The following is a 20,045-nucleotide window of genomic DNA, read 5'->3' as shown; positions in this document are numbered from 1 at the left end:
GGTCCTTAATCGTTGACAGTACAGCAGGCGGCAAGTTCAATCGAGGGCACGCAGATGTCAGGATGTCCTGAGCAGCAATCCTCCATCAGAAACCGGACAAGTCCGCCAAGGGCGGCATAATTGGCGGTATAAATAATCGACCGTGACTGCCGTTGCGCGCCAATCAATCCAGAATGCTCAAGCTCCTTGAGATGGAAGGAGATATTGGAGGGAGACACCTCGATCTTTTCGGCCAGCGCACCGGCCGCCATGCCATCTGGCCCAGCCACAACAAGCATACGGACGATCAGCAGCCGGGTTTCCTGAGAAAGAGCAGCAAAGGCGGAGAGAGCCTGTTTTTGATCCATATTTCAATATTCCTTGAATAGTTGAATTTATCTATTCAAGATTCCCAATAAATGCAAGAGAGAAAAAGCGGCGGCCGCACGGCTGCATTGTAAGGCACTGAAGCGGCAAGACCTGTCTCATACATCGGTGTTTTTGAGCAAATTATTCCAACTGGCCGCGACCAGACAGCGCTTATGACCTTTGATTTATTATCTACTATTTCTATCGTTTATAGATATTACGCAATGCAGCCGCCGAGACCGCATGCAGTGCTGCAGGTTGTTTTTGAAACCCAATGGAGGAGACGGATATGCCACACCCGAAAAGAGAGCCGCTGAAATTCGCCTATTGGGTTCCCAATGTCTCCGGCGGATTGGTCATCAGTTCCATCGAACAACGGACCCATTGGGGGATAGAGTATAACCGCAAGCTGGCGCAGATTGCCGAGCAGAGCGGCTTCGATTACGCCCTCAGCCAAATCCGCTTCACCGCCGGTTACGGTGCCGACAACCAGCACGAATCCGTGTCCTTCAGCCATGCCCTACTGGCGGCGACGGAAAAGCTGCGGGTCATCGCCGCCGTCCTTCCCGGCCCCTGGCACCCGGCCCTGCTTGCCAAGCAGATCGCCACAATCAGCCACCTCACCAACGGGCGCGTCGATGTGAATATCGTCTCTGGCTGGTTCCGGGGTGAATTTACGTCGATTGGCGAACCGTGGCTGGACCATGACGAACGGTACCGGCGCTCAGAAGAATTCATCCGGGCCATTCGCGGCATCTGGACCGAGGATACCTATAATCTGCGCGGCGATTTCTATCGCTTCAACGATTACTCTATGAAACCGAAGCCGGAAGGCGGCGTTCCACAAGTCTTCCAGGGCGGCTCCTCCCGCGCTGCACGCGACATGGCGGCCCGCGTATCGGATTGGTATTTCACCAATGGCAATACGCCGGAAGGCCTGCAAGCCCAGGTCGATGACATCCGCGCCAAGGAAAAGCTGTTCGGTAAGACATGGCGCACCAGGATTGGCATGAATGCCTTCGGCATTGTCCGTGACACAGAGCAGGAAGCGCAGGACACCCTGAAGGAAATCATCGACAAGGCCATTCCCGATGCCGTCAACGGTTTCAAGCATGAAGTTCAGAATGCAGGCAACGCCTCGCCGGAGCGCGAAGGCAATTGGGCAAAATCCACCTTCCAGGACCTGGTTCAATATAACGATGGCTTCAAATCCAACCTGATCGGCACGCCGCAACAGGTCGCAGAACGGATCATCGAGCATAAGCGCGCCGGTGCGGACCTGATCCTGATGGGCTTCCTGCATTTCCAGGAAGAGGTGGAGTTCTTCGGCAAAAAGGTCATTCCGTTGGTGCGCGAACTGGAAGCGCGGGAAGACAGCGCACTGCAAGCTGCCGAATAACCGATCACCACACACAGTTGCCCGTTAACCCAGGGAGATTTTCATGAATATCATTGCCAAGCCGGAAACAGTTGGAATACCTGCCATCCCGCGTCCCCTTGAGCCCGCACATGTGATCAGAAGCGATGCGGAAGCCATCGAGATCGCCCATCGCCTCGCAGCAGATTTCGCCAAGGATGCGGCAATCCGGGACCGGGACAGAATTTGGCCGGTTGCGGAACTCGACGCTTTTTCCCAGAGCGGCCTCTGGTCGATCAATGTGCCAAAGGAATTCGGTGGCCCCGAGCTTTCCTATGCGACGCTGGCCAAAGTCATTGAAATCATTTCGCAGGCCGATTCCTCCATTGGACAGGTGGCGCAAAACCATCTGGGCGTCGTGGCAGCAATTCGCACAGTGTCCGACAAAGCCCAGCAGCAATTGCTCTTCGGAGAAGTGCTGAAAGGCTTGCGACTGGGCAATGCCTTTTCGGAATTCGGCTCGAAACGCGCCGCCGATTTCGAAACGAAATTTAGCGATCACGGCGATCATGTCATCGTCAACGGCAAGAAATTCTACTCCTCCGGCGCGCTGCTCGCCCATAAGGTGCCAATCGTCGCCCTCGATGAGGAAGGCCGCGCCTGGTACGCTATCGCCGACCGCGATGCACCCGGCCTGACTGTTATCGACGACTGGTCCAGTTTCGGCCAGCGCACCACGCTTTCAGGCACGGTCATTCTGGAGAATGTCAAAGTGGACAAGGCCTGGCTGGTTCCAGGCTACAAGGGCTATGAAGTGCCGACCGCAGACGGCGCAATTTTCCAGATCATCCAGGTTGCCGTCGATACCGGCATCGCCCAGGCGGCGATTGTTGAAACCATCGATTTCGTCCGCACCAAATCTCGCCCCTGGGTGGATTCTGGCTTGGAGCGTGCCAACGACGACCCCTATACGATCCAGGCGGTTGGCAGCCTGTCGCTCCGCCTGCATGCGGCCCAGGCATTGCTTGAAAAAGCTGGCAGAGCCATTGATGTTGCTGTTGCCGACCCCAATGCCGACACTGTGGCCCAGGCACAAATCATCACCGCTGAAGCGAAAATTCTATCCACCGAGATTGCTATTGAAGCGACCAATAAATTGTTCGAGCTCGCAGGCACGAGATCGACTTTGGCCGAGCACAATCTGGACCGCCATTGGCGTAATGCCCGAACCCATACGCTGCATGACCCGGTGCGCTGGAAATATTCCATTCTCGGCAAATATTACCTGAATGGCGAGAAGCCGCCGCTGCATGCCTGGAGTTGATAAAAGCATCGGGCCGTTTCCGGTTTTCTGCGCGATGCAGTAGCCTAATGCCGATGAAATCTCGTGGAGAAACCTCATGCCTCCCGCTAAAATGCCTCAGGTAAAAAAGCCACCAACAATCGCCATCATTGGTGGCGGCTTTACCGGGGCAGCTGTCGCCTGGAACCTGGCGCGCAGGACACAGCCCGGCAGTGTTCGCATTGTCATATTTGAGCCGCGCGCCAGACTTGGCGGCGGCCTTGCCTATGATACGGCTGATCCGGCTCATCGCATCAATGTCCCGGCAGACCGGATGAGCCTCGACCCGGACGAGCCTCTCGACTTCCTCGATTGGGTCGGCAAGCAACGTCTGGATAAGGACGACAGGCAAGCGGCTTTGGAGGATGGCAGGATATTTCCGCGCCGTCGCGATTTCGGTGCCTATATCGCCTCAAAGCTGGCACCTTATCTGGCCGATGGCCGGATCGACCATGTCAGATCCGATGTCGTTGCGCTGGACCAAACCACGCGAGGCTGGCGCGTAACGCAAGCGGATGGAGCAACACTGGAAGCAGATGATGTGGTGATTGCCACCAGCCACCCCTCCCCCAGGCCACCAAAGGCGCTTGCCGCCATTCTGGAAGGACACCCGCGTTTCATTCCCGATGCGACCGTACCGGATGCGCTCAACGCCATTCGCCCGGACGATGCCGTTCTTATCGTCGGCAATGGCCTGACGGGTGCCGATATCGCAGCGTCCTTGCTGGCGCGAAGCCATCACGGGCCGATCACCGGCATTTCAAGACGCGGCCTACGCTCCAGGGGCCATGCCGGAACGATGCAGGAGCCCTACGGAGACTTCATCGACCCGCCCAGCCGGTCAATCCGGCAGCTGACCCGCCGCATCCGTGAACAGATCAACCATGCCGCAGCGGAAGGCATCAGTTGGCATGCTGTGCTGGACGCGGTTCGCGCCCAGGCGCAGGAGATCTGGGCTGCCCTGCCGCTTGATGACAGGCGGCGCCTGGTGCGCCACCTGCGCCCGTTTTGGGATGTGCATCGGTTCCGCATCGCCCCGCAAGTTGAAGGGGCCATCAACCAGGCGATCACCCGGGGCCAGATGGAGATACTAGCAGCTTCGGTACAAACAGCCACCTATGATGGCTCGAAAATCCGAGTTTCGCTCCGTCTGGCGCGCAGCACCGAAAAGGTGTCGCGGCTTGTGGACGCCGTGGTCATTGCCACCGGTCCAGCGCATGGCGCCATCATCGATAACCAACCCTATCTCCGCAACCTTGCCCTTAAGGGCTTGATTGGCCTCGACCCAACCGGTCTTGGGCTACATTGCGATCGTCAATCGCGCCTTCTCGACCAAAATGGAGCGGTAACGCCGGGCCTACTGGTCGCCGGGCCGCTTGCCCGTGGGACATTTGGCGAATTGATGGGTCTGCCCCAGGTCGCGCACCATGCCCGCGACATCGCCGATCATCTATATGCGCGGCTTGAGGAAACCCATCGCGATGCGCCAGTAACCGCCGAAGACGCAGCATAAACGATAGCCCGGCTGCCGTCCGTGGACGGCAGCCGGGATCTGTTGATCAAGCCTCGACGGAACCGGCTGGCTTTTCCGGAGCTGCCGCCCGCTTGCGACGCCAATCGCCGAGGAACAGCAGGATCGGCGCGGCAATAAACACCGACGATGATGCCGCAATGGCAATGCCGAAAATCATCGGAACGGCAAAGCTCTCAACCGCGCTACCGCCCCAAATGGCCATGGGAAGCAGTGACAGAAACGCGGTGGCCGATGTGTAAAGGCTGCGGGCCAGCGTTTCATTGATCGACAGATCGATCAGTTCGCGCAACGGCATCGTCTTGTAAAGCCGCATATTCTCCCGCATCCGGTCATAGACCACGACCTTGTCGTTGACGGAGTAACCGACCAGGGTCAGCAGCGCCGCGATGGCCGTCAGGTTGAAATCAAGCCCGGTAAGCGCGAAAAAGCCAATCGTTTTGGTAACATCGAGAACGAGCGTGGCGATAGCGCCAACAGCGAAAGGCCACTCGAACCGCGCCCAGATATAGGCGAGCATTGCCAGGCTGGCGAGGACAACCGAAAGAATACCGGCCATTGCCAGTTCGCCCGACACCTTCGGGCCGACCACTTCGGTGCGCACCACCGAGGCCGTTGCATCAATGACCTTTACCTCGGCTCTCAACCGTTCGACCGCCGTGGTCTGCGCCTCTTCACCACCTGGCTGACGCTCGACGCGAACCAAGAGATGGCGGACATCGCCGAATTCCTGAAGGGTGACATCGCCCAGCCCGAGCCCATCCAAGCCAGAGCGGAAGGCCGCGAGATCGGCGCGGTCCTGGGTCACCACTTCAAGTTGGATACCACCGCGAAAATCGACGCCATAGTTCAAGCCCGGTGTGACGAACAGAATGAGAGAGGCAATCGAAAGGAAGGCAGAAATGCCGATACCAATGAAACGCGCCTTCATAAAACGAATGCGCGTTCCGTCGGGGATGAGCTGGACAGGAAGCAGCGGCTTGATATCGAGACGCTTCAGCTTGTAGCGCCGGACAATGGCGAGCATGACGACACGCACCACCGAAACTGCTGTAAACATCGATATGGCAATGCCCAGACCCATGGTGATGGCAAAACCGCGAACCGGGCCGGAGCCGAACCAAAACAGCAGCAGCGTGGCGATCAGCGCCGTGACGTTACTATCGATAATGGTAGAATAGGCCCGACGGAAACCCGCATCCAGCGCCGCCATGGCGCCACGCCCCTTGCGGGTTTCCTCCCGAATTCGCTCGTTAATCAGCACGTTGGCGTCAACCGCAAGGCCAATACCAAGCACGATGCCCGCGATACCCGGCAGGGTCAGCGTCGCGCCGATCAGCGACAGGCAGGCGAAGGTCAGGATGACATTGAGACCGAGGGCCAGATTGGCAATAATCCCCCAACCGCCATAGAGCACGATCATAAATCCGACGACCAGGGCAAAACCGATCAAGCCTGTATAGACGCCCATCTTAATCGCGTCCGCGCCCAGGTCAGCGCCAACCGTCCTCTCTTCAATGACCGTGAGCTTGACGGGCAACGCCCCAGCGCGCAGCAATGCCGCAAGGTCCGTTGCGCTTTCCACCGTGAAATTCCCGGAAATCTGGCCGGAACCGCCTGTGATCGGCTCACGGATGACAGGGGCAGACAAAACCTTGTCATCCAGCACAATCGCAAAGGGCTTGCCGACATTGGCACGGGTGATTTCGGCAAAACGCGCCGCACCCGCCGTATCGAAGCGGAAACTGACCAGCGGCTCATTGGTGTTCGGATCGAAGCCGACGCGGGCATCGGTCAGACGGTCGCCTGCCAGTTCCACCCGGTCATCAACCGGATAGGCGCGGCCCTCATCATCCTTCAGCATGGTGACGCCGCGCGGTACGGCTGTACCATCCGTGGCACTTTCCGACAGCATGTGAAAGCTCATCTTGGCGGTGGAGCCAAGAAGTTCGCGAATGCGCGCCGGGTCCTGCGTGCCGGGAAGCTGTACAAGAATACGATCGCCGCCGATGCGCTGGATCGTTGGCTCGGCAACGCCGACCTGGTCGATACGTTGGCGAATGATTTCCAGGCTCTGCTCCACCCCGGCATTGGCCCGGTCGGTAATTCCGGCCTCGGCGAGCGTTACGGATATGGTGGTGCCCTCGCCCGTAAACGCCAGATCGGGCGCGCCCGTCAGGCCGACCGGATGGGCAAGCTTACCCAAGGCAGTCAAAGCTGCGGCTCTTTGCTCTGCCGATTGAAGGGTCACGACCAGCGAAGAGCCGCTCTTGCGCACTGTCGCGGCATCAACGCCATCGTCGCGTAGCGCACGGCGCGAATCCTGGATCAGGCTTTGCAGTCTTTCCTGCACCAGATCGGCGCTATCAACCTCAAGCACGAGATGAGAGCCGCCGCGCAGGTCAAGGCCAAGTGCGACCTTGTCCTTCGGGAACCAGGAGGGAAAGCTATTGAGAGTGTTTGTCGAGAGAATATTCGGCAGTGCCGTTAGAATGCCAAAGGCAATGATGACCACATAGGTGGCCACAAGCCAGGGAGAGGTTTTCATAGAACAGTATCCATACCTGCGCCGCTGCTGCCGAGGTGGATTCACAAGCCAGTCACCACGAAGAGGCGATGGGCTTTCATGAAACGCTGGATGTCTGCGGCATAATCCTGGTCACAGGCATGTCACGACAGACGGTCGGCGCGCGGTCGCGCGTTGATCAAAAAACGGGATCAGGCAGACAAGGATGGTGGGGCCCTTGCAAGGTTGGCGCGAGAAATGCGCCCGGAAACAAACAGCGAAGAACCTGCGACAAGCTGGGCAGAAGACCGCCCGACAAACAGGAAATGCTCAGCTCCCGAGCTTAACACAGCCAAAGGTGGCGGGACAGGAACCCGTGGATCGTGCCGCGAAGCAAGCGCAACGGCGCGGCTGCCATTTTCCCTTGCAGCCAGATGCTGGGTCTGCTGTGGCGCATGCAAAAGCGCCGCCCCATGCGTGCCTGGCGACGCTGGCAAAGGCGATGCAAAGAAGAACCCGAGATAGGCAACCGCAAGAGCAATAATCGCAATGAGAACGCCGGGCTTCAGACCTTTTGAAAAAGTCTGTTCCTCGTCCCCCGACACCATATTTTGGTTAATTGCCATGGCTGTGATTACCAGAGCAGCAGGACGCTGTCGACCCTGAGGAGTTTGGATCGGAGCGGGGTTAAACGACAGTTCACCGCGATGCGCGCTCGACTTTGTGATTAAGCACTACACAGAGGACAGGGGTGCGGAAAACAGACGAATGCTTGTTCTCCGTACTGCTCATAATCGCTCCACTTTCTAAGAGCGAGGAGCATTCGCCAATCCTTATGCCGTTCACGTAGCACGTACCGACGAGGTATCTCGAACAAGCGATTGACGCATACCATCACCAGTGCCGTTGGAAACTGGTCGTCCCCAAACGGCTGGCCAGAATGATGGGCAGGAGACAAAACGTCGCCTACGAAAGCATACGGTGCAAACAGAGTGAGAAAATCCAATCCGTCAGAGGCGCTCGCCCACCAGGTAGGCATAGCGGAACTTGATCGAATTATTGGGGCGTTGCGCGTCGATCTTCGGACCATACATCAGGTCCGCCGTCAGTATCCGACCGGCATCAGAAGCCTTTGGCACGGTACCCAGCAGGTAAATATCGCGGCTGAGATAGGTCCGGGTCTCATTGGCGTCCGATTCCATGTAGTTCACTTGAACGACAAAGGCGCCATCGCCGGTTTCCATCAGTTTTGCAAGGATTTTGGTCTCGTTGTTTTCCAGCCACTTCTTTGCCCAATGGGTCAATGCATAGCTGTTCAGAGCCTCAGATCCCATGCGGAGCGCAGACGCCGCGGCCCCTCCAACGGCGTTGCGAGATGCAACCTCGCGTGGGCCGGGTGCATAGGTAATATAATCCAGTGACGGACCTCGTCCCATACGGCTCATGGGCTCGGATACATCATTGCTGTTGAACGGCTTCATCTTCAAACGTGATGAAGAAACATCGAAATCAGGCATAGCCTTCTCCTTGGATCACGATAGACGTGCTTGATACCGAAGGCCGAAGTTGCTCACGCACCCTCACCTTGAAGACGCTATCAGGGAACATTCGCTCGAACGCACGCATCCGAAATATCGGCATCACAACAAATACGGCACCGCCCGAAGGCGGTGCCGCGGCAAGAGAAAGGCGGATTACGCAGCCTTTGTGGTCGACAGATCGTAAGATGCGATCATCGGCGACTTCGGGTTGTTCTGGTCGTCGTAAGGCGTATACTTCACTTCGATCTTGGTGAAGTTCAGCTTGATGGTTTCGACCGGACGATCACCACTGGAATCGACGGAATAATTGGCGATCAGCGTGTTGGTGAGCGTGTATTCGATATAGGTATTGCCGGGATTGCCGGTGGTGACCATGTGGATCACCGCTTGCTTGCCGGTGCGGCCAGCGCAGGCTTCCTGGAACAATTTCGTGGAAGAGGAATCGCTGACCTTGGTCAGGATGACTTCGGAAATTGCGGGTTCAGAGGCTTCACGATTGGCGGTAGAACCAGCCGTGGTGTTCATGGCGCGGCTGACATTCCAGTGAATAGCCTCAATGTCCATCCAGTTGCGGTGCTCTTCGTGCGTCGCATCACCCTGGATACCATCGACCTTCAGATAAATCGGCATATAAATTCTCCTATATAAATTGAAATCACCTCGTTCACGGCGAGGTATGGTTCACCTTTCACTCACTGCCGCATGCGTCTGGATACCCCTTCCGACGCGGCATCCTTATCCACCGATGCACCCGAGGCATCGACGAATTCCTCGTTTCCCCCAGCGGCCCCGGCGCGAACGCCGAACCCATTTTCGTCATGAGTCACCTGAGCTTCGGCAACCTTTTCGCCCGACCCGACCATATCCAGGAAGAAACTGGAAAGCGGCGGCAGCAGATCCCGGCCAATCATGATTTCGATGGCGCGAGCTCCGATCTCACTTGCAACGGCGCGTCCGACCAGCGCATCGCGGGCCTTCTCGGACAGAACAAGATCTGTTCCATAGGCCGAAGAAATCCGTTCCCGAATACGGTCGATCTGGATATCGACGATCCGCGACAGGGCATCCTTGCCCAGCGGCATGAACGGCAACAGCAACGTGCGCCCGAGGAACGCCGGCTTGAACTGCTTTTGCAGTTCCGGCATCAGCAGTGCTTCCAAAGCCTCGCCTTCGGGCATGGTGTCTGGATCAAGGGCCAAGGAGGCCAGCAATTCAGAGCCGGTATTGGCCGTCATGAAAATCGTGGTATTGCGGAAGTCGACATCGCGGCCTTCGCCGTCGCGCAACATTCCCTTGTCGAAGACTTGATAAAAAATGTCCTGAACGCCGGGATGCGCCTTGTCGATTTCGTCGAGCAGCAACACACCGTAGGGCCGACGCCGCACGGCTTCGGTCAGCACACCGCCTTCGCCATAGCCGACATAGCCCGGAGGCGCGCCAAGCAGCATCGATACTTTGTGCTCTTCCTTGAACTCCGACATATTAATCGTCGTCAGATGCTGGCTGCCACCATACATCAGGTCAGCCAGGGTCAGCGCCGTTTCGGTTTTACCGGTTCCCGACATGCCGACCAGCATGAACACGGCAGGCGGGCGCCGCGGATCGGAAAGCCCGGCGCGCGCCGCGCGCATGGCGTCGCCGATCCGTTCCAGCGCGGCATCCTGGCCAATCACCTTTTCCTTCAACCTCATGTCGAGGCTCTTTGCGCTTTCGATCTGATCGGCCAGCAATTTGCCGAGAGGAATGCCGGTCCAACGCGCCAGGACGGCGGCCACGACATTGCGATCAACCTCATGCGGTATGAGCTTTTCCTCGCCAGCGGAGGTCGGCGCTAGGGACGCTGCCCGGCGGGCAAGTCCGCGAGTGCGCAGGGGGGTGATCAATGGTGTGACGTTGACGTCAGGAACATCCTTGGACGCCGTCGCATCACCGCCTACCGCTGCCGCTTCATCACTGACTGCAAGCGCTGCAATTTCAGCGTCATAGCGCGCTTGAAGGCTATCGATTTCCCTCGTCAGACGCTCCATTTCAACGATAACCGCCTGGCGGCGCTCCAGCACATCCGTATCATCAGGCTCACGGGCAAGCCAGTCGGTCTCAACCGTGAGATGGGACAGCTCGCTTTTAAGAAGCAGTAATTGTTCCGGCACTGTCTGGCGCGCCAGCGAAACCGTGGCAGCGGCGGTATCGATCAGGCTGACCGCTTTGTCAGGCAATTGGCGAGCGGGCAGGAATCTCGCAGAAAGTTGCACGGCAGCAACGATAGCCTCATCACGGATCTTCACCCCATGATGGACCATGAAGGTCTCCGCAATGCCGCGTAGCATACGGATTGCGGTTTCCTCGCCCGGCTCACGCACATGCACGGGTTGGAAGCGGCGCGTCAGTGCTGCGTCTTTTTCGAAATACTTCTTGTACTCGCTCCAGGTCGTGGCAGCGATGGTGCGCACTTCGCCACGCGCCAACGCGGGCTTGAGGATATTGGCAGCATCGCCCTGCCCGCTTGCCCCACCGGCACCGATCAGGCCATGCGCTTCATCGATAAACAGGATGATAGGTTCCGGCGAGCGCTTCACCGCTTCGATAACGCCGGTTAACCGCCGTTCGAACTCGCCCTTCACGCCAGCGCCCGCCTGCAACAACGTCAGATCGAGCATCAGCAACCGTACGGATTGCAATTTTTCCGGCACGCGTCCGGCAGCAATCTCCAGCGCCAGTGCTTCGGCCACCGCTGTCTTGCCAACGCCCGCTTCACCGACCAGGATCGGGTTATTCTGTCGCCTGCGCAACAAGATGTCGATCATCTGGCGAAGCTCGCCATCACGGCCGACGACCGGATCAAGCCGTCCCGCCCGCGCGTCCTCGGTAAGATCATGAGTGTAAAGCCGCAGGAACTCGTCTTCCCGGGCGGAGGCCGGAGACAGCGACGATTTTGGCGTCTCGGCTACAACATCCGCCTGCAAAAGAGTTTCTAGCGCCGTTCGATCCAGCATTCGCAGCGTCGGGAAGCGACCACGGGTCAAGGCTCGAAGCGATGGCTCATCGTCCATGGCCGCAAATATATCGGCAAGCGTAATGGCGCGTCGTCCAGACTGGAGCGAAGCGCAAATCCATGCTTCCCGACCTAGGGTCAGGATATTCTGGGACAAAGCGAGCTGACCAGACCCGGATACGACAGTGTCATCGAGTGCATCGCCCACTTCGCGGCGAAGCGCTGCAATGGGCAAGCCCAATTGTTCCAACACCGGTTGAAATGACGCCGCGTCCATGACTGCGGCAAGCAGATGAGCAATATCAACTTGTCCGTGTCCGCGCCCGGCTGCTGTGGATGCAGCCGTCTCAAGCGCGACACGCAAATTAGGCTCAAGCGATTCAATCAATCGATTGAGGTCAATATGCGACATGCAAAAAGCCTCCCCAGCAACGACCTTACCTTCGTTGGAATGAACAACTAAGGCGATTACCCCACCCTGTCCAGAGCGTCAGATAAATTTTTTAAGATATGCAAAGCCAGGCATCATCTCCGGCATCAAACAAATGACCTCAGGTTGACAAAAATATAACTGCGCCCCACATTAACAAGTAGCATATATTAGTTAATTCAAAACGGGGCTAGTCTATCGTTGATCGACAATGAATTGGCTACAGCATTAGTAGAAAATGGACCTTGCGGAATAAATATTCGCATGGATGCCAATTATCGTGAGGTATACTATAGAATTAAGGACGCAAGAAACCAAGCAAGGACGGAAGAAAGATCTACAACACCGGGAGAGGTTATCAAAGTTTCCCAAAGCTGGAACCTTGTGAGCAATCTTGGATTGCAAATTACTTCTTCCGTCAGCAAAGATCTCGAAGTATTGGCTTGGCTTGCAGAATCCCGTTTGCGACTTGAAGGCTTTCCCGGCCTGAGTGAAGTCTATGAAGCGACAGCGTCGCTTATAGAACGACATAGCGACGAACTTCATTCGATCGATGATGAGGATATCGAGGAAAAGCTGGCGCCTTTTGCCGGATTAAACGGTTTTGGCGCCGAGGGAACATTGATTCAGCCCTTGCGCCTGTCTTCGCTTTTGCCGTTTGGAAAATTCGGGGAATTCACGCTTTGGGATTATCAACTGGCCCAGCGCAGCGATGAAACGGGTTTGCGCGATAGTCTGCATCAGGCCGCAGCCGAGGCAGGAATAGCTGCGCTCTCCGCTCATCTGGCCGAGGTCAATACATGCCTCGCTGCCTTCAATAGCTTCAATGCGCTCGTCACCCAGCGCTACGGACAGTTTGCGCCGCCTGCATCCAATATCCGCAATGTGCTCGAGGAAATCATTGCAGCGATTCGCAGTCTTGGCGGACGCGACGACGCGACTTTGCCTGCCAATCAGAATGGCACCCCTTCTGGTGAAGATGGACAGACGACCCAACAAAGTGCTGCGGCTGGCGTAGTTCAGCCCGCCGCCCGTCCAGCCGAGGGTCCTGAAGGCATTGCTTCGCGTGAAGATGCCTTCGATCTCCTGATGAATGTCGCCCGCTATTTCCGCCGCACGGAACCGCATTCGCCGATTTCGCTTTCGATCGAAACCCTGGTGCGGCGCGGACGCATGGATTTTTCCGAATTGCTGACGGAGTTGCTGCCGGAAGCACAGACCAGAAATGCCATTCTCATCGCCGCCGGCATCAAACCGGCCAAGGAGAGCGGAAACTAACACATATCGGCGGAGGCTTCGGCATTCCGCCTGCAGTTTTTTCGATGCCCAGGGGGCACGCAAGGAGGGTCAGTGATGGCAAGTGTGCATGAAAAGCTCGAGCGGGTTCGCAAGCCCAGGGTCCACATCAAATACGAGGTGGAAACCGAAGGTGCTATGGTGGTCAAGGAACTGCCCTTCGTGGTGGGTGTGCTCGGCGATTTCTCGGGCAACCCGACCCAGCCGCTGAAGCCGTTCAACGAGCGGAAATTCGTCCAGATCGACCGGGACAATTTCGACGATGTGATGCGCCGCATGACGCCGGGCCTGAATATCCAGGTGAAGAATACCATCGACAATGATGGCACCGACATCGGCGTCAATCTGAAGTTTGAAAGCATGGACGATTTCCTGCCGGGATCGGTGGTGCAGCAGGTTCCGGCGCTGAAAGCGCTTCTGGATGCCCGCAATGAATTGCGCGACCTGCTCAGCAAGGCGGACCGTTCCGAAGATCTTGAACGGCTTCTCGAAGACATTCTGCAAAACCGTGGTGATCTTTCAAAGCTCGTCGCCGAGCTGAAAGACCGGCCCGACAGCAACGGCCAGAGCTGACACCAGCCGGTCCAACCCAAAACTCTTTGACTGGCGGCCCTTGTGTGACGCCGCTTTGAAAGGATTGAAGAGATGAGCGCTGAAAGCGTTTTGAAGCCGAATGAACCGACCGCCGCCACCGAAGAACAGGGGTTGTTGTCGAAGGTCGTGGCCGCCACCCGTCAGACGGAGCCGGATCGCGCCCGCAACCTTTTGAGCACCCTGACGGATCAGGCGCTGAAAGGTACGGTCAAATACGACCGCAACCTGACGGTCACCTTGAACAATGCCATTGCTGAGCTGGACAAGGTGATCTCCACCCAGCTCGCCGCCATCATGCAATCGCCGGAATTTACCAAGCTGGAAGGCAGTTGGCGGGGGTTGAACTATCTGGTCAAGAATTCTGAAACCAGCGTCAACCTGAAAATCCGGGTGCTGAACGCCTCCAAGCGCGAATTGTCGAAAGACCTGGCCAAAGCGGTTGAATTTGACCAGTCGCGGCTGTTCAAGTCGATTTACGAAGACGAATTCGGCACACCCGGCGGTGAACCGATGGGTGCTGTGGTCGGCGATTACGAATTCGATAATTCCTTCGAAGACGTGCAATTGCTTCAGGGCGTCTCCTCGATTGCCGCCGCTGCCTTCGCTCCGTTTGTCTCGGCAGCAAGCCCGCGCATGTTCGGCTTTGACGATTTCCGGGAATTGTCGCGGCCCCGCGATCTCGAAAAGATCTTCGAGACGGTGGAATATGCCAAATGGCGCAGCTTCCGCGAAAGCGATGATTCGCGTTTCGTCACGCTGGCCCTTCCGCGAGTGCTGGCGCGCATGCCCTACAGCCCGAAAACCAGCCAGATCGACGAGTTCGGTTTTGACGAGACCTTGGGCGAGGCAAGCGGCGAGCTGCATCACGACAGCTATTGCTGGATGAATGCCGCCTATGTGATGGGAACGCGCCTCACCGAAGCCTTTGCGAAGAACGGCTGGTGCACCGCGATCCGTGGCGCAGAAAACGGCGGCAAGGTGGAAAACCTGCCCATGCATGTATTTTCCAGCGATGATGGCGATCTCGACCTGAAATGCCCGACCGAAGTCGGCATTACCGACCGGCGCGACGCCGAACTTGGCAAGCTGGGCTTCCTGCCACTCTGCCACTACAAGAACACCGATTACGCCGTGTTCTTCGGCGCGCAAACCGCCCATAAGCCAAAACTCTATGACAAGCCCGAGGCGACGGCCAATGCCGCCGTGTCCGCCCGCCTGCCCTATATGATGGCGACCTCACGGTTCGCCCATTATCTGAAGGTCATGGGCCGCGACAAGATCGGCTCCTTCATGGAAGCAGATGATTGCGAGGTCTGGCTCAATCGCTGGATCTCCAATTACGTCAATGCCAATGACGATGCAGGCGAAGATTCCCGCGCAAAATATCCGCTGCGTGATGCCAAGGTGACGGTGCAGGAAATCCCCGGCAAACCGGGCTCCTACAATGCGGTCGCCTGGCTGCGTCCATGGTTGCAGATGGAAGAGCTGACGACTTCGCTGCGCATGGTTGCCCGTATTCCATCGAAAAACTGATCCATCAGCAAAGGTCTGCGCGGGAGTTTCGCGCAGACCTCTATCGTCAACGTCATCAGGCATGCACGTCCACCGGGGGGTATAGTGAGGACATCGTCACGGATGCTGGCGGATCGGTTGATCGCGGAAATCGACGCGGTTTTGAACCGGCAGGTGAATGCAATTCTACATCATCCCGACTTCCAGGCGATGGAAGCGCGGTGGCTTGGCCTTGACTTGCTGGTCCGCGAGGCCGGGCGCAGCGCCGAGGTGAAAATCAAGCTGATCAGCGCCAGCTGGAAAGAATTGGCGCGCAGCATGGAACGCGCCACTGATTTCGACCAGAGCCACCTGTTCGAACTGGTCTATAACCGCGAATTCGGCATGCCGGGCGGCGAACCGTTCGGGCTTCTGGTCGGCGATTATGACCTCTCTCCCGCCACCATCGACGGCGCCGATACCGTCAGTACACTTGCGCGCCTTTCAACGGTAGCAGCAGCAGCCTTTTGTCCTTTCATAGCCGGTGCATCGCCGCAGGCCATCGGGCTTGAAACTTTCCGCGAACTGAACCGGGTTTCCGATTTCTCCTGGTTGCAACAGGACAAGACGCGGCTGCGCTGGAACAGCTTGCGCGGCAGTGACGATACCCGGTTCCTGGGCCTGGTTGCCCCGCGCGTGCTGATGCGCCCGCCGCACAAACCATTCTGGCGCAAACGCAATGACGGTTTTCCGTTTCGTGAACATATCGGGGAAAGCGGAGAGACATTGCTCTGGGGAAACAGTGCTTTCGCGTTTGCAGCGATTATCCTGCGCACCTTTATCGATTCCGGCTGGTTTGCCGACATGCGCGGCGTCACCCAGGACGAGATCGATGGCGGCATGCTGGCGTCCTGGCAATTGCCGGGCCTTGATATCGGTGTGGAAAGCGAGGGCCTGTCTGCCCAGCCGCCCGTCGAGGTCAAACTGACCCGCTCCCAGGAATTGCAGCTATCCGATCTCGGCATCGTCCCCGTTGCCACGACCTATCTTTCATCATCCGCCATTTTCAACGCCAACCAGTCGCTGCACGCCCCCGGCCACTATTCCAGCGAAACCGCCCGGCAAAATGCCCGGCTGGCGGCCATGCTGCAATATGTGCTCTGCGCATCACGCTTCTCGCATTACCTGAAGGTGATTATGCGCGACAATATTGGCCAGCTCAGCACCGCCAATGTCATTCAGCGGCGGCTGGAAGACTGGCTGTCGGGCTACACGCTTGGCAATGACGATGCGGATGTGACACTCAGAAGCCGTTATCCGCTGCGTTCAGCAGGCATACACGTCACGGAAATTCCTGGAAAACCCGGCGCCTTTTCCTGCACGGTCAGATTGCAGCCGCATTTCCAGCTCGATGATATCTCCACCAGTTTTCATCTCGTCGCCGAAACCTCGGGCGCTGCCGCGATGGGCGCTAGCGCCGGGCAGACGGAACCGAAAAGGATAGTTGCATGAGTACCGCCTCCCGCCGCATTGCCAGCCTGCTCGATGATGCAGATCTTGCCCAGGCCATGGATGCCGTCAAAACCGAATTAAAAACGGCGGCCAGCGATCATGACCTGCGCCATCTCTATATCGACCTGCTGATTCTGGCTGGCGATTATGAAAAGGCCGATAGCCAATGCGAACTGGCCGTCCGCTTCCAGCCGCAGGATGCCGTCGGCTTTTCCATGCTGCGCCAGCAGATCCGTGGGATGGCAGCCCGCAAAGCCTGGTTTGAAACAGGTGCCCTACCGGATTTTCCCGGCGGCCCAACCGCCAGCGACCAGATTGCGCTAAAGCTCAACCTGGCCCTGAAGGAAGGAGCGGCAAGGGAGGCCGTGGCCCTGCTTGCCGAACTGGAAGAGAGCCGGGGCACTGTACCGATGCTGTGGAACGGCGCCGCCGTTGCCGATATTCGTGATCTCGACGACCGTATCCCTCATGCGCTTGAAGTGCTGACCACCGGCGGCGCCTATCTCTGGGTCGATTTCTCAAGGATCGCTGCGGTTACCCCGCAACCGATCCGCCGCCCCCGGGACACAGCCTTCCGCCCGGCGGAACTGACCCTGGAAAGCGGCGCCGAGGCGAGCGTGCTTCTCCCCGCCATTTATTACGGCACCGATTCCAGCCCTGCCCTGCAACTCGGCCATCAGACCGAGTGGGTGGATGCGGTGGATGGGATCGTCACCGGTCTTGGCCAGCGGTGCCTGCTGGCGGGCGACGAACTGGTGTCTTTCCACGATCTTGAAAGCTTGCAATCGGATGCGACCGGCGAAAGGCAGGCTGCTCATGGTTGATCCACTACAGCGGTTTCGCGCCTCTGAACGGGTATTGAACCGATCCGTCCTGGACCGGCTGCTGGACGATACGCCGGACATGGACAGCGATCCGCAAACCAGTGTCAGCGAACAGGTGCGCGAGATGCGCGAAGTGATCCGTCGCGACCTTGAAGCGCTGTTGAACACCCGCCGCTGCCCGCAAGCGCCGCCGGATGGCCTTGGCGAATTGCAGGACGCGCTGGTCGCCTATGGCGTCGATGGTATTCTTTCGGCCAATCTTTCCACCGACGAATCCAAACTTCGGCTGGCAAGACTGGTGGAACGGCGCATTGCGCTGTTTGAGACCCGCCTCGCCGACGTCAAGGTCACGATCCTCAAAGGCAATACAGAGGGCGACCGCGCTCTGCGGATGCGCATCAACGGTGCGTTCCGTCTTTATGACGGGATGCCGCCGGTCAGTTTCGAATCCCGCATTGACCCCTCCACCCAGGCTTTCCGCATCGAGGCGTCGAATGGCTGAAACCTTTCTGGAACGCTATAATGACGAATTGTTCGCGCTGCGCAGGCGCGCGGAAAAATTCGCCCGCGCCTTCCCGAAAATTGCCGGGCGGTTGCGTCTGTCGGGTGACGTGGCCGACGATCCGCATGTGGAGCGGATTATCCAGAGTTTCGCCTATTCCGCAGCCCGCGTTCGCCAGAAACTGGACGATGAATTTCCGGAACTGACCGACAGCCTGCTGGAAACCCTCTACCCGCATTATCTGGCACCGGTGCCGCCGATGAGCATCGTGCAATTTGCGCCAGGCGCAATGCTGGCCGGCATGCAATTGCTGCCACGCCATACCGACATCGTCACCGAACCGGTCGGCGGAGATCCCTGCCAGTTTCGCACAACTCAGGATGTAGAAATTGTCCCGATGACGGTCAGCACAGCCAGCCTGACCGGCTTGCCGCTCGATGCGCCGGCGGCACCCTTTGCAGGCGCGGCAGGCGTGTTGCGGCTGTCCCTGCGCTCCACCGCACCCAAGCAGGACAGCATGGCCGGGCTTGGCGTCAAGCGACTTACTTTTTTCATTGCGTCCGCATGGGCGCAGGCTGCCGCCCTGTTCGAGCTTTTGGCCAATCACTGCATCGGCATGGCACTCGCGCGCCATTCGGAGGATCGCAATGCGGTCTTTTTGCCAGCGGAAAATCTGCGCCCGCTGGGGTTTGCGCCGGAGCAGGCGATGCTGCCCACGGCACCGGGCAGTTTTGCCGGATACCGGCTGTTGACCGAGTTTTTCACGTTGCCGCAAAAATTTCTGTTCCTGGAAGTATCCGGCATGGATCGCTGGCAGGGCGATGATGTCGAGCTTTACATCTATCTGGACACCAGCGACGCCCGACTGGAGCGGATGATTTCCGCCAGCGACATCGCCCTCAATGCCACCCCGGTCATCAATCTATTCCGGCAAAGCTCGGAACCGCTGACCCTGGATGGCAGCCGCACGGAATATTCGCTGCTGCCCGACAGCCGCCGACAAACCACCCGGGAAATCTATATGGTCGAACAGGTCCGGCTTTCGGCGCCTTCCGGCGAAGAACAGGATGCCCGGCCGTTTTTCGGAAGCAGCCAGCGTGGCGCCAATAGCAGTGTGTTCTGGCAGGCGGTTCGCCGGTTCGATGAGGATGACGGATCATCGGACACCCAGATCGCCTTCGTTGATCGCAATCGCGGCCCGCTTGAGCCGACCGGACTGACGGCCAGCGTCGAGACCCTATGCCTGAACAGAGACCTGGCCAGCCAATTGCCTTTCGGCGGTGGCCATCCACACCTTCAATTGGTCAAGCGCAGCGAAAGCGTAGCCGAGATCAAGGCGCTTTTACCGCCGACGCCCGCCATTCGTATCCATGAAAAACTGGCGCGCCAATGGCGGCTGGTCTCCCATCTTCTGCTCAACCATCTGTCACTGTTCGACAATGATGGTTCGGCACTGAAGGATATTCTGTCGCTCTATGCCCTGCGCGATGCGCCGGAAACGCGACAGCTTGTCGAAGCCATCAGCCGTGTCGAGGCCAAGCATGCGCTCGCCCGGCTTGGCCCCGCCATGGTGCCAGGCACCGATGTCACTATCGAATTTGACCCGGCTATGATCGACCGGGCAGCCGCCTTCATCTTCGGCAGCATCATTGATCATTTCTGCGGGCTCTATACCTCGGTCAACAGTTTCACCCGGCTGACCCTGACCATGCGCGGCCAGTCCGAGCCAATTGTCCGCTGGCCCGCCCGGGCCGCCGAGCGGCCTTTGCTGTAGGGGTG

The 20,045-nt window shown here is 58.1% G+C and carries 16 protein-coding genes; 10 read left to right on the top strand and 6 right to left on the bottom strand.

Features of this window, described 5'->3' with window-relative positions; all coding sequences use genetic code 11:
* Window positions 1–5: 5 nt before the first annotated feature.
* Entirely contained in the window at window positions 6–347 is a 342-nt protein-coding gene (locus FS819_RS22585; RefSeq protein WP_156549480.1) for an ArsR/SmtB family transcription factor, read from the bottom strand.
* Between the two features lie 290 nt (window positions 348–637).
* On the opposite strand from FS819_RS22585, the gene sfnG reads away from it, so the two are divergent.
* From sfnG to FS819_RS22570, 3 genes are all read left to right on the top strand, one after another.
* A complete protein-coding gene (gene sfnG / locus FS819_RS22580; RefSeq protein ID WP_156549478.1) occupies window positions 638–1,747 on the top strand; it encodes a dimethylsulfone monooxygenase SfnG in 1,110 nt (369 codons plus the stop codon).
* A 43-nt stretch (window positions 1,748–1,790) separates the two neighbouring features.
* Window positions 1,791–3,029 carry an SfnB family sulfur acquisition oxidoreductase gene (locus tag FS819_RS22575; RefSeq protein ID WP_156549476.1) on the top strand — a complete coding sequence of 413 codons (1,239 nt, stop codon included), beginning with the start codon at window positions 1,791–1,793 and terminating at the stop codon, window positions 3,027–3,029.
* A gap of 76 nt (window positions 3,030–3,105) precedes the next feature.
* The gene (locus tag FS819_RS22570; protein WP_156549474.1) at window positions 3,106–4,560 is read left to right on the top strand and encodes an FAD/NAD(P)-binding protein; all 1,455 of its coding nucleotides are present in this window, start codon (window positions 3,106–3,108) and stop codon (window positions 4,558–4,560) included.
* A 46-nt stretch (window positions 4,561–4,606) separates the two neighbouring features.
* On the opposite strand, the gene secD is transcribed toward FS819_RS22570, so the two are convergent.
* From secD to tssH, 5 genes are all read right to left on the bottom strand, one after another.
* Window positions 4,607–7,126: a protein translocase subunit SecD gene (gene secD, locus FS819_RS22565; protein WP_156549472.1), complete on the bottom strand. Its 2,520-nt coding sequence runs from the start codon at window positions 7,124–7,126 to the stop codon at window positions 4,607–4,609.
* 170 nt (window positions 7,127–7,296) lie between these two features.
* Entirely contained in the window at window positions 7,297–7,710 is a 414-nt protein-coding gene (locus FS819_RS22560) for a hypothetical protein (RefSeq protein ID WP_156549470.1), read from the bottom strand.
* Window positions 7,711–8,094: 384 nt separating this feature from the next.
* A complete protein-coding gene (locus FS819_RS22555; RefSeq protein WP_156549468.1) occupies window positions 8,095–8,601 on the bottom strand; it encodes a hypothetical protein in 507 nt (168 codons plus the stop codon).
* Between the two features lie 177 nt (window positions 8,602–8,778).
* Window positions 8,779–9,255: an Hcp family type VI secretion system effector gene (locus FS819_RS22550; protein WP_012654308.1), complete on the bottom strand. Its 477-nt coding sequence runs from the start codon at window positions 9,253–9,255 to the stop codon at window positions 8,779–8,781.
* A gap of 62 nt (window positions 9,256–9,317) precedes the next feature.
* Complete coding sequence (gene tssH / locus FS819_RS22545; RefSeq protein ID WP_156549466.1) at window positions 9,318–12,029, bottom strand: type VI secretion system ATPase TssH; 2,712 nt, start codon at window positions 12,027–12,029, stop codon at window positions 9,318–9,320.
* 219 nt (window positions 12,030–12,248) lie between these two features.
* On the opposite strand from tssH, the gene tssA reads away from it, so the two are divergent.
* From tssA to tssF, 7 genes are all read left to right on the top strand, one after another.
* Complete coding sequence (tssA, locus tag FS819_RS22540) at window positions 12,249–13,325, top strand: type VI secretion system protein TssA (protein WP_156549464.1); 1,077 nt, start codon at window positions 12,249–12,251, stop codon at window positions 13,323–13,325.
* A gap of 75 nt (window positions 13,326–13,400) precedes the next feature.
* Window positions 13,401–13,916, top strand: coding sequence for a type VI secretion system contractile sheath small subunit (gene tssB, locus FS819_RS22535; RefSeq protein WP_060716153.1), 516 nt, complete (start codon window positions 13,401–13,403; stop codon window positions 13,914–13,916).
* Between the two features lie 72 nt (window positions 13,917–13,988).
* Window positions 13,989–15,470 (top strand): type VI secretion system contractile sheath large subunit, encoded by a 1,482-nt coding sequence (gene tssC / locus FS819_RS22530; protein ID WP_012654304.1) that lies wholly within the window; start codon window positions 13,989–13,991, stop codon window positions 15,468–15,470.
* An 84-nt stretch (window positions 15,471–15,554) separates the two neighbouring features.
* Complete coding sequence (gene tssC, locus FS819_RS22525; RefSeq protein WP_234624618.1) at window positions 15,555–16,940, top strand: type VI secretion system contractile sheath large subunit; 1,386 nt, start codon at window positions 15,555–15,557, stop codon at window positions 16,938–16,940.
* Window positions 16,937–17,764 carry a type VI secretion system accessory protein TagJ gene (locus FS819_RS22520; protein WP_156549460.1) on the top strand — a complete coding sequence of 276 codons (828 nt, stop codon included), beginning with the start codon at window positions 16,937–16,939 and terminating at the stop codon, window positions 17,762–17,764. The genes tssC (FS819_RS22525) and FS819_RS22520 overlap by 4 nt, the downstream gene beginning before the upstream one ends.
* Window positions 17,757–18,266, top strand: coding sequence for a type VI secretion system baseplate subunit TssE (tssE, locus tag FS819_RS22515; protein ID WP_156549458.1), 510 nt, complete (start codon window positions 17,757–17,759; stop codon window positions 18,264–18,266). The genes FS819_RS22520 and tssE overlap by 8 nt, the downstream gene beginning before the upstream one ends.
* The gene (gene tssF, locus FS819_RS22510; RefSeq protein WP_156549456.1) at window positions 18,259–20,040 is read left to right on the top strand and encodes a type VI secretion system baseplate subunit TssF; all 1,782 of its coding nucleotides are present in this window, start codon (window positions 18,259–18,261) and stop codon (window positions 20,038–20,040) included. Before tssE ends, tssF begins: the two co-directional genes overlap by 8 nt.
* The last annotated feature ends 5 nt before the right edge of the window (window positions 20,041–20,045 follow it).

The organism is Allorhizobium sp. Av2 (genome assembly GCF_021462805.2).
Classification (GTDB): Bacteria; Pseudomonadota; Alphaproteobacteria; order Rhizobiales; family Rhizobiaceae; genus Allorhizobium; species Allorhizobium vitis_G.
Note: the sequence above shows the minus strand (reverse complement) of the source record. Positions and strands in the feature narration are given on the sequence as shown.

Bases quoted from the DNA above. Each gene is read 5' to 3' on its own strand.
- FS819_RS22585 (WP_156549480.1), bottom strand. From the start codon at position 347: ATGGATCAAAAACAGGCTCTCTCCGCCTTTGCTGCTCTTTCTCAGGAA.
- sfnG (WP_156549478.1), top strand. From the start codon at position 638: ATGCCACACCCGAAAAGAGAGCCGCTGAAATTCGCCTATTGGGTTCCC.
- FS819_RS22575 (WP_156549476.1), top strand. From the start codon at position 1,791: ATGAATATCATTGCCAAGCCGGAAACAGTTGGAATACCTGCCATCCCG.
- FS819_RS22570 (WP_156549474.1), top strand. From the start codon at position 3,106: ATGCCTCCCGCTAAAATGCCTCAGGTAAAAAAGCCACCAACAATCGCC.
- secD (WP_156549472.1), bottom strand. From the start codon at position 7,126: ATGAAAACCTCTCCCTGGCTTGTGGCCACCTATGTGGTCATCATTGCC.
- FS819_RS22560 (WP_156549470.1), bottom strand. From the start codon at position 7,710: ATGGCAATTAACCAAAATATGGTGTCGGGGGACGAGGAACAGACTTTT.
- FS819_RS22555 (WP_156549468.1), bottom strand. From the start codon at position 8,601: ATGCCTGATTTCGATGTTTCTTCATCACGTTTGAAGATGAAGCCGTTC.
- FS819_RS22550 (WP_012654308.1), bottom strand. From the start codon at position 9,255: ATGCCGATTTATCTGAAGGTCGATGGTATCCAGGGTGATGCGACGCAC.
- tssH (WP_156549466.1), bottom strand. From the start codon at position 12,029: ATGTCGCATATTGACCTCAATCGATTGATTGAATCGCTTGAGCCTAAT.
- tssB (WP_060716153.1), top strand. From the start codon at position 13,401: ATGGCAAGTGTGCATGAAAAGCTCGAGCGGGTTCGCAAGCCCAGGGTC.
- tssC (WP_012654304.1), top strand. From the start codon at position 13,989: ATGAGCGCTGAAAGCGTTTTGAAGCCGAATGAACCGACCGCCGCCACC.
- FS819_RS22520 (WP_156549460.1), top strand. From the start codon at position 16,937: ATGAGTACCGCCTCCCGCCGCATTGCCAGCCTGCTCGATGATGCAGAT.
- tssE (WP_156549458.1), top strand. From the start codon at position 17,757: ATGGTTGATCCACTACAGCGGTTTCGCGCCTCTGAACGGGTATTGAAC.
- tssF (WP_156549456.1), top strand. From the start codon at position 18,259: ATGGCTGAAACCTTTCTGGAACGCTATAATGACGAATTGTTCGCGCTG.